The organism is Sedimenticola selenatireducens (assembly GCF_007625115.1).
Lineage (GTDB): Bacteria > Pseudomonadota > Gammaproteobacteria > Chromatiales > Chromatiaceae > Sedimenticola > Sedimenticola selenatireducens_A.
The window spans coordinates 15915-27508 of record NZ_VMNH01000031.1 but is presented as its reverse complement, the minus strand read 5'-3'; the positions used below and the strand labels follow the sequence as shown (position 1 = coordinate 27508).

Below are 11594 nucleotides of genomic sequence, written 5' to 3'. Positions count from 1 at the left end.
GTAACCCACCAACGGTGCCGTCAGGCACACCTTAGATAAACGACTCGTGTTGCTGCGCAACGCTTGGTGGGTTACGCAAAAAACGCTAACCCACCCTACATTTTGGATTAAGTAAGTGCAATTCGACTCCGACCCCTTCTGCATTAACAACTTATTAAAACTTCTGCTGTAACAGCATCAGCGTACCCTGCTGTTCCATTTTTATCCGACTGAGAAAACTCATCCCCAATAACACTTTGTGTGGGCTATTACCCTCAATCACCACTGCATCAACATTGGGCAAGGCAATCCCACCCACCTGAACTTTTTCGAGCAGAATGGAGTGTGCGCGTGCAGTTCCCGAAGCAGTACGTACCCAGCTCTTTTCACCTTTCAGCCGATATTGAATACCCAACCGTTTTGCTTCCACTTCACTGATCGCAACCACAGTCGCCCCGGTATCCACCAACATATCGGTCATACGACCATTGATACTACCCACAGTATTATAGGCCCCACGGATATCGCCCTGAATACGCACTTCGGCTATTTCCCGTTCTGCAAAGTGTCCACCAATTTGTGATCCCAGGCCATAACTATCCCGCTTACCATTCACCTCTATGATGGCTTCATTTGAAGTTGCCGAGATCAGCAGCACACCTTCCGGGCTCTTTTTACCGGCCTTGAGCAGTCGTTGTTTGCCATCAATCTGCACCATGGCTTTATTGGGGAAAAGCGCCATTACCCGTACCTTCTCTACCGCCAGCGTGGCGCATGAGCCGGTCAAACCAAACCATAGAATGAGTGACCGCAGAAATACAGATCGCATTAAAGAGTGTGACATTGAATGTTCTTCCATGTGCAGGTGAAAACCGCCACCTGATTACCCCAAGCTATTTTTTAGCGTAGCAGATAAACCGCGGCCTGAAGCAGTATCAAGCTATAGAGACCCGCCAACAAATCGTCCAGCATAATCCCCAAACCACCCGAGACTTGGCGATCCAGCCAGCCGATTGGCCAGGGTTTAAAAATGTCGAAAATACGAAACAATACAAAACCGACTAACACCCAATACCAGCCTTGAGGCGCCATCCATAGGGTAACAAAAAGACCAACCCACTCATCCCAGACAATGCCGCCATGATCATGCACACCCAGGTCTCGTGAGGTTTTATCACATATCCAGATGCCCGCAATAAATAACGCCACAACCACTAACAGATAGTGCAATGAACTGAGTGACTGAAGGAGAAGATACAACGGTACAGCCGCAAGGGTGCCAAAGGTACCCGGGGCTTTAGGTGCGGCACCCGATCCCAGACCAAAGGCAAGCAGATGGATCGGATTTTTCCAATTCGGTTGGGGATTATCTGTCGCGGAAATGGTCATACCCTCCAGATTGAATATCGATAGGCGCTCCAGTGTCATCCAGGCAACGAATCCCAGAACTCGACTCAATCTGTCCGACAAGGCTGATCCTCACATCCAATCCGGGCACCCTCTCCTCCAGCTCAGCCTGGTTTTCAGCAGGTACAATCAGGCAGAGTTCATAGTCATCACCCGCACTGAGAGGGAGCGACCATTTCTGCGTCTGCTGTATATGTTTTTTTACTGGATCTGAGAGAGGGATTTCGGGCAAATTAAGCATCGCGCCGACACCGCTTCTCTGGCAAATATGCCCCAGATCAGCTAACAGTCCATCGGAGATGTCGATGGCAGCCGAGGCCAGATCACGCAATGTTTGAGAGACGCCTACCCGAGGTTCCGGCCAATCAAGCCGCTGCTGTAGGGTGGCTTGCGGCTCACCCAGAGATAAACCCTCTGTCTTCCCCAGCAAGGCCAGCCCCGCATCACCTAGCGTACCGGTCACATAGATCAGGTCGCCAGGCCGGGCACTATCCCGTCGCAACGCCATAGCAGGATCAACAAAACCATGTACCTGCACTGAAATCGTCAGCGGTCCACGTGTGGTATCACCCCCCACCAATTGGACCCGATGACGCTTCGCCAATGTGGAAAACCCGCAACAGAATGCCTCAAGCCAGGTTTCATCAATCTGCGGTAACGTCAGTGCCAGTGTAACCCAGGCTGGATCGGCACCCATGGCAGCCAGATCACTCAGGTTGACGGCGAGTGCCTTGTGACCCAGCGACTCTGGATCCACATCAGGAAAAAAGTGAACGCCCTCTACCAGGGTATCGATGCTGACCGCGAGCGTTTGACCTTCAGGAACCTGCAATAACGCGCAGTCATCACCAATTCCCAGGAGTACATCGGCACGCTTCACACCGAGTTGGGAAAAATAGCGGTCAATCAGTAAGAATTCGGAGGCAGGCATAACGTATCTGAAATGATCCTCTGTGGGGTTTCAGCACTCCGTTCTAAGAGCGTTTCGAGCGGTTTCTGCAGATATCGCATTTCCAGGTGTCGGAGTCGATCTGTTGATCGACTCCGACACCTCATGTAACACCAGATGCAACGAGCACCAGAAGCCTATTTGATCTCGGACTTACGAAGCTGGTGCGCCAGCTTATCCAGCACCCCATTGACATATTTATGGCCCTGTTCGGCACCAAAGACCTTGGAGAGCTCAATGGACTCATTGATGATTACCTTGTAAGGCACATCAAGTTGATACTGCAACTCGAACGCGCCCAAGCGAAGGATTGCGCGCTCTACCGGATCAACACTCTCGATCGAACGATCAAGGTAAGGACCCAGCAACTCATCAAGTTGGCTCAAGTGCGCTGGCACACCGTGCAACAGCGCTTCGAAATAGGTCAGCTCGAAACTGTTGGGCTTTTGATCCGCCACAAACTGATTTCGTATGTCTTTTACATTCTGACCAGCCACCTGCCATTGATAGATAGCCTGAACGGCCAGATGTCTTGATTGGCTTCGTTTGTTACTCATTCAGTCGATCTGACGCAGAATGTTAACCATCTCGACAGCGGACATCGCCGCTTCCGCTCCTTTGTTTCCAGCCTTGGTCCCGGCCCGTTCAATCGCTTGCTCAATCGTATCCACTGTCAGAACACCAAACGCAATTGGTATACCATGCTTGAGGGTCACCTGCGCCATCCCTTTAACACATTCACCTGCGACGAAATCAAAGTGTGGCGTTCCACCGCGGATTACGGCACCCAGTGCAACGATGGCATCATAACCACCCTTCGCCGCCAATTTCTCCAGCACCAGTGGCATTTCAAAAGCGCCCGGAACACGGACAATAGTGATATCCGCATCGGTGGCACCATGTCGCTTCAGGGCATCAATCGCGCCATCCAGCAGACTCTCCACCACGAAACTGTTAAAGCGCGCCACCACCAGACAGAAACGCGCATTCTGTATAGTCAGTGAACCCTCTATAGTTTTAATTGCCATCTCTTGTTACAACCTTATAGTGCGGGATTAATCCCGATTGGATAATTCAATTGAGCCAGCCCCTACTCGCAGGGCACATACTCCACAATCTCCAGATCAAATCCAGAAATTGCATGTAGACTTTTTGGTGCACTCAAGACCCGCATCTTCTGTACGCCCAGATCACAAAGAATCTGTGCGCCGATGCCATAAGTTCTGAGGTGACGTTTGGGATCTCTTGTCGGAACCGCCTGATCCCTGTCATGAAACTGGAAATCACGCATCCGTTGAATCATATCCCGGGTTGTATCATGGTTCCTCAACACCACGATGATGCCAGCGCCCTCTTTGGCAATCTGCTTCATCGCATTACGCAATGGCCAGCTACAACCGGCGTGGTTAGTTGCAAACAGATCGCACAGGGTATTTTGCATATGCACCCGAACCAGTATGGGTTTACTGGTATCAACCTCACCATAGACTAGCGCCAGATGCAGTTCTGGATCGACACAATCCTGGAAGGCCACCAGACGAAAGTCGCCAAACTCGGTCGGCAGATTACACTCGCTGACCCGCTCGATGGTCTTCTCATTGCTGACACGATAGTGAATCAGGTCAGCAATGGTGCCAATTTTCAGATTATGTTCTTTGGCAAATTTTTCCAGATCGGGGCGACGGGCCATGGTGCCATCCTCATTGAGGATCTCCACAATCGCCGACGCCGGGCTGAAACCCGCCAGACGGGCCAGGTCACAACCGGCCTCAGTATGGCCGGCACGCACCAGCACACCACCAGGCTGAGCCATCAGCGGGAAGATATGACCGGGCTGAACCAAATCTTGTGGCATGGCATGTTCTTTTACTGCAGCCAACACAGTGGTGGCGCGATCAGCCGCAGAGATGCCCGTAGTCACTCCATCGGCGGCTTCGATAGAAACCGTAAAATTGGTCGCATGCTGAGACTCATTGACACCCACCATCAGGGGCAATCGCAATTGCTGACAGCGCTCCTTGGTCAGGGTCAGACAGATCAGGCCGCGCCCAAAACGGGCCATAAAATTGATCGCCTCTGGTGTCACCGCCTCAGCGGCCATCAGCAGATCACCCTCGTTCTCGCGATCCTCATCATCCATGATGATAACCATCTTGCCTTGACGGATATCTTCGATAATTTCTTCTGTTGTATTAAATGCCATAACGACTACTGTGCCTCAAAGCACCGAAAAATAGCAGAAAAGTGTAACAAAGCCCGGGGCAACTCCCAAGAAATTAAACAGCAATGGCTGATATTCCCTGTTTTCAGGCCTTTCAAACACCCCCTTATCAGCGCAGGAACCCCCGCTCGGCCAGCAGTGCCATGCTGACACCTGAGCCTGTTTTAGAGGATTCCACCGCCTTTTCACCCAGCAGCAGGCGCTCCAGATAGCGTGCCACCACATCCACCTCAAGATTCACCTTTGTACCCGGCCGATAGCCCTCAATGATAGTCTCCTGCTGGGTATGCGGCACTATGTTGAGATCAAAGCGGGGTCCATCCACGGAGTTGACGGTCAAACTGGCCCCGTCGACACAAATAGAGCCCTTGTGGGCAATATAGCGCGCCAGCTCAGTCGGGGCCTCAACAAGGAATCGGATTGAGCGCGCCTCTTCCCGGCGTTCCAGAATAGTCCCGACACCGTCTACGTGACCACTTACCAAGTGTCCACCCAGTGGCGTACTGAGGGTCAATGCCTTCTCCAGATTAATCCGCGCCCCAACCGGGAGCCCTGACAAAGTGCTGTATGCCAGGGTCTCCTGAGAGACATCCGCCACATAACCTTTACCGGTCAATTCAACTACCGTCAGGCAAACGCCGTTGGTGGCGATGCTGTCACCCAACTGCACATCATTCATGGCAAGCCCAGGACTGCGAATCACTAGTCGCAGGTCACCCCCACGCTGTTCTTTTCCGGCCAGTGTACCCACCGCCTGGATAATACCTGTAAACATCTCAGCTACCTGTTGTTGAATCAACATGTGGATGTGCCGTTATACGTATATCACGACCAACCATCCGAAGATCTTGGATCTCCAACTCAATTCGATCCTTCATTTCGATTAAGGTCGGCATAGTCAGCAGACCCCTGGCATCACTGCCCATCAGCAGTGGTGCGGCATAGAGCACCAGCTCATCCACCAAACCAGCCGCGACCGCCGCACCCGCCAACGTGGGACCCGATTCAATCAGCGTCTCATTAATGCCGCGGTTTGTCAGTTCTTCCAGTAACAGCGACAGATCTACCCGCCCCTCCTTGTGCGGCAATACCATCACCTCGGCACCCGCATCCACCAGTGCATGGGTGAGTGTTTTATCAGTAGATGCCGTTACAATCAGCGTTTTACCCGGCAACTGAAGCATTCGGGCCTCTGCCGACATCTGTAGCGCCGGGTCCAGCACCACCCGTAGTGGTTGTAGCAGGTAATCATCCGAATCCACACCCGGCAGTTGAGTTGCCTTCAAACGAACATTCATGGAAGGATCATCGGCCAGTACGGTGCCAATCCCAGTAACAATGGCATCACTGCGGGCCCGCAGCCGCTGCACATCCAACCGCGCCGCATCACCGGTGATCCATTTGCTCTCGCCACTGGCCATAGCCGTGCGCCCATCCAGACTCATGGCCAGCTTGCAGCGCACATAAGGCTTCCCAACAGTCATACGTTTGATAAAGCCCGGATTGAGCGCCAAGGCCTCGGTGGTCAAGACAGCCTCATCAACCTGGATACCGGCCGCTCGAAGCTGAGCCATTCCCTGACCTGCCACCCTGGGGTTGGGGTCTTGCATGGCGACTACCACACGCTGTACTCCTGCCTCAATCAGACCGTCACTGCAGGGAGGGGTCCGGCCTTGATGACAGCAGGGCTCCAGGGTGACATAGGCTGTAGCCCCCCGGGCCTGATCACCCGCCATGGCCAACGCATTTCGTTCGGCATGGGGCTCACCGGCCCGCCGATGAAACCCCTCACCAACAATCTTTCCATTCTTGACCAGCACACAGCCGACACGGGGATTGGGATGGGTGGTATAGCGCCCCAGATCGGCCAGTTGAATGGCCCGGGCCATATAGTGAACATCAGCCGGCGTCATTCGTCTTTATCGCCGTTGAGCAGATCCAGCTGGTGACGACGCACATCCGGTGGCAGCTGCTTTTCCAGCCGCTCTATCTCTTCACGGAAGGCGTTCACATCTTCAAAACTGCGATAGACCGAGGCAAAACGTACATAGGCCACCTGATCCAGCGCCCGCAGCTCTTCCATGACCCACTCACCGATCTGCCGGGAGGGGACTTCACGCTCGCCATAGGCCAGCAATTTACGCCGAATATGGCCAATGGCGTCATCCAACTGCTCGGCACTCACCGGCCGCTTCTCCAGCGCCCGGGACATGCCAGAGGCCAGTTTTCGACCATCAAAAGGCACTCGGCTGCCATCCTGCTTGACCAGCATGGGCAGATTGAGTTCAGCGGTTTCGTAGGTGGTATAACGCTCTTTACAGATGGCGCACTCGCGCCGACGGCGCACCTGATCACCCTCCCCAAACAACCGGGAATCCACTACCTTGGTATCTTGAGCACCGCAGAAAGGACAACGCATGATTCAGGACCTGGGGTCAGGGCCGGGCCGAAGCCCGGCACGCTCTTTTGATCAGCTGTAGACAGGGTGGCGTTTGCAAAGATCCAAAGCCAGGCCCTTTACCTTTTCAATGACAGCCTCATCGCCGCGTGAATCGATCACATCACACATCCAGCCGGCCAGGTTTTTCGCCTCGACCACTCCCACACCCCGTGTGGTCAGTGCCGGCGTACCGACCCGGATACCACTGGTAATGAAAGGGGACTGAGGATCATTGGGGACTGCATTCATGTTCACGGTAATGTTGGCAGCGCCCAGCCAGGCATCGACATCCTTACCGGTGAGACCCGCTTCAATGAAGCTGACAAGGAACAGATGGTCATCGGTGCCACCAGAGACCACATCATAGCCCCGCTCGATAAACACTTGGGCCATCGCCTGAGCATTCTCGATAACCTGGGCTTGATAGGCCTTGAACGCCGGCTCCATCGCCTCTTTGAAGGCCACGGCCTTGGCCGCGATCACATGCATCAGCGGGCCACCCTGAATACCGGGAAAGACCAGTGAATTGAGTTTCTTCTCAATCTCAGGATTGGACTTGGCCAGGATCAGACCACCACGGGGACCACGCAGGGTCTTGTGGGTGGTTGTGGTAGTGACATCGGCGATCTGCACAGGACTGGGATAGAGTCCCGCTGCAATCAAACCGGCCACGTGGGCCATATCCACAAACAGGTAGGCACCCACCTCATCCGCGATTGCACGAAAACGCTGCCAGTCGATCACCCGTGAATAGGCTGAGAAACCGGCCACGATCATTTTCGGTTTGTGTTCACGGGCCAGACGCTCTACATCCTCATAGTCGATCTCGCCGGTGGCGGGATCAAGACCATACTGAATGGCGTTGTAGTTCTTGCCCGAGAAGTTGGGCTTGGCGCCATGGGTCAGGTGACCACCGTGTGCCAGACTCATGCCCAGCACGGTATCGCCGGGCTGGCACAGCGCCATATAGACCGCTGCATTGGCCTGTGAGCCGGAGTGCGGCTGCACATTGGCATAATCTGCGCCGAACAGTTCTTTTGCCCGGTCAATAGCCAGCTGCTCGGCCACATCGACAAATTCACAACCACCATAGTAACGCTTGCCCGGATAGCCTTCTGCATATTTGTTGGTCAGCACACTGCCCTGAGCCTGCATCACCCGTGGACTGGTGTAATTTTCAGAGGCAATCAGCTCAATATGCTCTTCCTGTCGGATCTCTTCCGACTGGATTGCCGCCCAGAGCTCATCATCGTATCCACCGATTTGCATATCTTTACTGAACATGTCAGCCATCTCCGCCGGGAAAAAATGGGGCATTTTAACACCAAGCGACAGTATCGTCGCCATTCGCTTGAAAAAATCCCTGTTCTATACTCAGAATAACCAAAATCATAATTAAGTGGAGATCAAGCCTGATGCGCACCCTTGTAGTTGCCACCTTCCTGACCATACTGTTCGCTTCCAGTACAACCACTGCAGCGGTGCCAGATAACCAACAACTCCAGTCCCTGGTAGATCAACTCAGAGAGATCACCGAGAAGGCCCGAAAAGAGCGCGCCGCCGATCGCTGGCTATTGAATGAGTTGGAAGACCTGGTCAGTCGGCACGATTGGCCGTGGCGCAACGAACTGCTGAATGAAGACTTCTCTGACGGCAACTATAATCAGAATCCGGCTTGGAATGTCATCTCGGGTCAGTTCTGGGTCGATGGTCGACTTGGCCTGCGTTCCCGAAGTGAACCAGAAGAGAAGGCCTCTGCCCCACAAGCCCAGGAGCAAAAAAAGGACTTGGGTAAGGCACTCCTTGGTGCATTGCTTCAGGAAGCCATGCGTGGCAAAGAGCGACAGGCGCCAGAGCCCGTCCAGAAAAGAGATCAACCCGCAGAGATTCAGCTCGACCTGCAGATCCCGACTGTCTACGCCCTGCAGCTGGAGTTTTCAGCCCACACACCCCCGCAGGAGGCTGGCCAGATCGAGTACAGCCTTTATCAGGGGAAAAATGGTGATACCGGCTATCGTTTAATCCTCACTATGGGCGACAGATCCAGCATGGAGTTGCTGAGTCGGATTAATGGAAAAACCCGGGTGATTGAAAGGGTTGAATTTGATAACATCAGCGACGGTCAAACTCACGCCATCGAATGGCGTCGTGACCCCAATGGTCAGATTGAAGTTCTGCTGGATGAACAGCTCTTGGTTCGCACACGCGACTCCTCGTTCCGCAACCCGTTCACGCAACTATCAATTCGTAACCAAGGGGGTGATTTTGCCATAGGAAGCGTCACTCTTCACGGAAGTTAACCGCCTAACGAAACAGTGAACTACCGTGCAAAAAGCTGAATAAAAAGCTTTTCATGCCTCCCGTTTCTTGCTGATTTAGTTCAAGGCAACTATACCTTTAATTCGGAAGATCAAGTGTTGCGGGAGAATTCCACCATGATCAACAGATTTTTAATTGCACTCTTTTGCGGACTATCACTTCTGATTGGCGATCTGCCAGCCGCTCAGGCTGAGGTTGATTTCAACATTTCCGAAGCGATCAACAAGGCCGGCCGTCAGCGCATGCTGACCCAACGCATCGTCAAATCCTATCTGCAGATGGGTCAGGATGTACGTTACCGGGTCGCCAATAAGCACCTCAATGAATCTGTTGCCCTGTTTGAACAGCAATTAGCACAATTAAAGGCATTCACCCAGGACCCAGAAACTCAACGCGGGCTGGAACTGGTTGAAAAATTATGGATTCCAGTCAAGACCATTGCCACCGGGTCAGTACAGCGTGAACAGGCGCAGGCTCTGCGCGAAAGTGCAGAAAAGTTACTGGTTGCCGCTCATCAGGTTGTACTCATGTTGGCCGATCAATCGGGTACCAATCAGGGACACTTGGTCAATATTGCCGGTCGACAACGTATGCTTACCCAGCGTATGGGCAATCTCTACATGATGATGAGCTGGAAGTTTGATGATGAGGTCTACAAAAAAGATTATGCGACGGCCACCGAAGAGTTTGAAAAAGCGCTACAAGAGTTGAACGGTGCAAATGAGAATACTCAGGAAATCGGTAACATCCTTACTCAAGTCAACCAAAACTGGAGCATGTATAAACTGAGCAACCGGATGGGCGATGGTGAATATGTACCCGGACTGGTTGCCAGAATGTTGGACAAGATACTGGTACAGATGAACGACGTTGCCGGGTTGTATGCCGCACTACCCTAGTCCAACAAATGGATAAATAAAGCCCCGGTTAAACGGGGCTTACTTTTTTATGGCTGGGCGAATTGCCCCTTATCTAACGCTTCCAACAGTTCACGGGTCACTTCATCGTGCCGTAAAATTCTTATCCCTTTGTGATCCTGTAAAAACTCCCTGGCATCCGCTTCTGTCTCCAATGGAATCAGCTCATGCCCCATCGGACCCAACACATCAGATCCAATTACGTAATAAGCCGTTCGCATATCGATTCGGGTCAGGGTGTAATACTCGGTAACGCCAATGGCCTTTATATCCTCCTGGCGATGACCCGGCGCCCACCGTGGCATATCTAGCAAGTATTTGAACAGGTCTTTGGTACCATCAAAATGGTGCAAATGTTCATCCTGATACTGAACGGTAGCGATCCAGGCGGGATATTTCGCCACAAACATGCCACACACCGGGCAGGTATCGTTCTGCTTTGGAGCAGGCAAATCCAATGTTTCGGCTGTTACACCACCTGAAAGAAAAAACAAAAGCAAGACAGCAAATAACGATCGATGTATCTGTATCTGCAACACAATAATAGCCCCATGACCAGTCAAGCCGTTGATGATGGATTGCACTAAAGCAACCCATCATCGTGAAAAGCATCAGCTACTCTTTTTTTCCATCTGCATCTTCATTTTCATCTGCATCTTCTTTACTTTTTCTGAGCGACGCTTACGAATCATCATCGTATCCTCGGCCATACTCAGGTAGGCCGCACGCAGGCCATTATCAAATGAACCTAGCTCACCGCCATGCTCTGCCTGAGCCTGCTTAGCACTCGCTTCAGATGCAAATGCCACCTTACTACTGGCTGTCATAGTGCCACTGAGTTTAGAACCAATCAGGTAGGTAGCCTTCTCCACGTCTACCAGGGGTTTAATCTTGGCTTCCGAAGCAAAATCAGCCGCATAGATCGCCTTCGGCCCTCTATCCAGATTCAGTGAAAGGCTGATTGCCAGACAGTGAATGGAGCAGGTGCCATCCACCAGACCATCATCGTACTGCACCAAATGGCGACTGTGATTCCACTTGGTACGATTCATACCGCAATACGGACAATGCGGATATTTCTCCAATTCATTCTCCAGCGGTTGACTATCCGCGGCGGTTTTTGGAATAAACTGCAACGGTGTACCATCGCCCTCACACTGCTGACCAGTGGACTTAACCCAACCCTTACCCGGCATCATCGCACCCACACCTGGAGCTGCAGAGACGCTACTGGACAAGCCACCAAGACCCGCCACAGCTAACAACTTCAACATCGCACGCCGATCAATTGTTTTTTCGTTACACATGGTTTTGCTCCCTTACTCTGACTATCCTGCGGTTTAATAAACTGACAAACCTACT

Annotated in this window: 14 protein-coding genes; 2 read left to right on the top strand and 12 right to left on the bottom strand. The window is 52.5% G+C overall.

All coding sequences use genetic code 11. The annotated features are described in order from the left end of the window. Positions 1 to 154: 154 nt before the first annotated feature. The 10 genes from FHP88_RS18055 to glyA form a co-directional block, all read right to left on the bottom strand. On the bottom strand, positions 155 to 823 hold the full coding sequence (locus tag FHP88_RS18055) for a retropepsin-like aspartic protease family protein (RefSeq protein WP_260843364.1): 669 nt from the start codon (positions 821 to 823) through the stop codon (positions 155 to 157). Between the two features lie 56 nt (positions 824 to 879). Then, the gene (locus tag FHP88_RS18050) at positions 880 to 1368 is read right to left on the bottom strand and encodes a phosphatidylglycerophosphatase A (protein ID WP_144360488.1); all 489 of its coding nucleotides are present in this window, start codon (positions 1366 to 1368) and stop codon (positions 880 to 882) included. Then, positions 1346 to 2317, bottom strand: coding sequence for a thiamine-phosphate kinase (thiL, locus tag FHP88_RS18045; protein WP_144360487.1), 972 nt, complete (start codon positions 2315 to 2317; stop codon positions 1346 to 1348). The genes FHP88_RS18050 and thiL overlap by 23 nt, the downstream gene beginning before the upstream one ends. Before the next feature lie 155 nt (positions 2318 to 2472). After that, on the bottom strand, positions 2473 to 2892 hold the full coding sequence (gene nusB / locus FHP88_RS18040) for a transcription antitermination factor NusB (protein ID WP_144360486.1): 420 nt from the start codon (positions 2890 to 2892) through the stop codon (positions 2473 to 2475). Continuing rightward, entirely contained in the window at positions 2893 to 3363 is a 471-nt protein-coding gene (gene ribE / locus FHP88_RS18035; RefSeq protein ID WP_144360485.1) for a 6,7-dimethyl-8-ribityllumazine synthase, read from the bottom strand. It abuts the gene before it with no gap. A gap of 62 nt (positions 3364 to 3425) precedes the next feature. Further along, positions 3426 to 4538, bottom strand: a complete 1113-nt coding sequence (gene ribBA, locus FHP88_RS18030) for a bifunctional 3,4-dihydroxy-2-butanone-4-phosphate synthase/GTP cyclohydrolase II (protein ID WP_144360484.1) — start codon at positions 4536 to 4538, stop codon at positions 3426 to 3428. A gap of 127 nt (positions 4539 to 4665) precedes the next feature. Beyond that, positions 4666 to 5331 (bottom strand): riboflavin synthase, encoded by a 666-nt coding sequence (locus tag FHP88_RS18025; RefSeq protein ID WP_144360496.1) that lies wholly within the window; start codon positions 5329 to 5331, stop codon positions 4666 to 4668. A 1-nt stretch (position 5332) separates the two neighbouring features. After that, positions 5333 to 6469 (bottom strand): bifunctional diaminohydroxyphosphoribosylaminopyrimidine deaminase/5-amino-6-(5-phosphoribosylamino)uracil reductase RibD, encoded by a 1137-nt coding sequence (ribD, locus tag FHP88_RS18020; RefSeq protein WP_260843363.1) that lies wholly within the window; start codon positions 6467 to 6469, stop codon positions 5333 to 5335. Further along, the gene (gene nrdR / locus FHP88_RS18015) at positions 6466 to 6975 is read right to left on the bottom strand and encodes a transcriptional regulator NrdR (protein WP_144360483.1); all 510 of its coding nucleotides are present in this window, start codon (positions 6973 to 6975) and stop codon (positions 6466 to 6468) included. The genes ribD and nrdR overlap by 4 nt, the downstream gene beginning before the upstream one ends. 51 nt (positions 6976 to 7026) lie before the next feature. Beyond that, the gene (gene glyA / locus FHP88_RS18010) at positions 7027 to 8280 is read right to left on the bottom strand and encodes a serine hydroxymethyltransferase (protein WP_144360494.1); all 1254 of its coding nucleotides are present in this window, start codon (positions 8278 to 8280) and stop codon (positions 7027 to 7029) included. Between the two features lie 131 nt (positions 8281 to 8411). Between glyA and FHP88_RS18005 the strand changes: the two genes are divergently transcribed. Beyond that, the gene (locus tag FHP88_RS18005; protein ID WP_144360482.1) at positions 8412 to 9296 is read left to right on the top strand and encodes a hypothetical protein; all 885 of its coding nucleotides are present in this window, start codon (positions 8412 to 8414) and stop codon (positions 9294 to 9296) included. Positions 9297 to 9431: 135 nt separating this feature from the next. Beyond that, positions 9432 to 10214 carry a type IV pili methyl-accepting chemotaxis transducer N-terminal domain-containing protein gene (locus tag FHP88_RS18000; RefSeq protein ID WP_144360481.1) on the top strand — a complete coding sequence of 261 codons (783 nt, stop codon included), beginning with the start codon at positions 9432 to 9434 and terminating at the stop codon, positions 10212 to 10214. 47 nt (positions 10215 to 10261) lie between these two features. On the opposite strand, the gene FHP88_RS17995 is transcribed toward FHP88_RS18000, so the two are convergent. Both FHP88_RS17995 and FHP88_RS17990 read right to left on the bottom strand, forming a co-directional pair. Then, complete coding sequence (locus FHP88_RS17995; RefSeq protein ID WP_260843362.1) at positions 10262 to 10816, bottom strand: nitrous oxide reductase accessory protein NosL; 555 nt, start codon at positions 10814 to 10816, stop codon at positions 10262 to 10264. Between the two features lie 27 nt (positions 10817 to 10843). Next, on the bottom strand, positions 10844 to 11539 hold the full coding sequence (locus FHP88_RS17990) for a nitrous oxide reductase accessory protein NosL (protein WP_186297794.1): 696 nt from the start codon (positions 11537 to 11539) through the stop codon (positions 10844 to 10846). Positions 11540 to 11594 lie beyond the last annotated feature (55 nt).

Coding starts and splice junctions, on each gene's coding strand:
- FHP88_RS18055 (WP_260843364.1), bottom strand. CDS start 823: ATGTCACACTCTTTAATGCGATCTGTATTTCTGCGGTCACTCATTCTA.
- FHP88_RS18050 (WP_144360488.1), bottom strand. CDS start 1,368: ATGACCATTTCCGCGACAGATAATCCCCAACCGAATTGGAAAAATCCG.
- thiL (WP_144360487.1), bottom strand. CDS start 2,317: ATGCCTGCCTCCGAATTCTTACTGATTGACCGCTATTTTTCCCAACTC.
- nusB (WP_144360486.1), bottom strand. CDS start 2,892: ATGAGTAACAAACGAAGCCAATCAAGACATCTGGCCGTTCAGGCTATC.
- ribE (WP_144360485.1), bottom strand. CDS start 3,363: ATGGCAATTAAAACTATAGAGGGTTCACTGACTATACAGAATGCGCGT.
- ribBA (WP_144360484.1), bottom strand. CDS start 4,538: ATGGCATTTAATACAACAGAAGAAATTATCGAAGATATCCGTCAAGGC.
- FHP88_RS18025 (WP_144360496.1), bottom strand. CDS start 5,331: ATGTTTACAGGTATTATCCAGGCGGTGGGTACACTGGCCGGAAAAGAA.
- ribD (WP_260843363.1), bottom strand. CDS start 6,469: ATGACGCCGGCTGATGTTCACTATATGGCCCGGGCCATTCAACTGGCC.
- nrdR (WP_144360483.1), bottom strand. CDS start 6,975: ATGCGTTGTCCTTTCTGCGGTGCTCAAGATACCAAGGTAGTGGATTCC.
- glyA (WP_144360494.1), bottom strand. CDS start 8,280: ATGTTCAGTAAAGATATGCAAATCGGTGGATACGATGATGAGCTCTGG.
- FHP88_RS18005 (WP_144360482.1), top strand. CDS start 8,412: ATGCGCACCCTTGTAGTTGCCACCTTCCTGACCATACTGTTCGCTTCC.
- FHP88_RS18000 (WP_144360481.1), top strand. CDS start 9,432: ATGATCAACAGATTTTTAATTGCACTCTTTTGCGGACTATCACTTCTG.
- FHP88_RS17990 (WP_186297794.1), bottom strand. CDS start 11,539: ATGTGTAACGAAAAAACAATTGATCGGCGTGCGATGTTGAAGTTGTTA.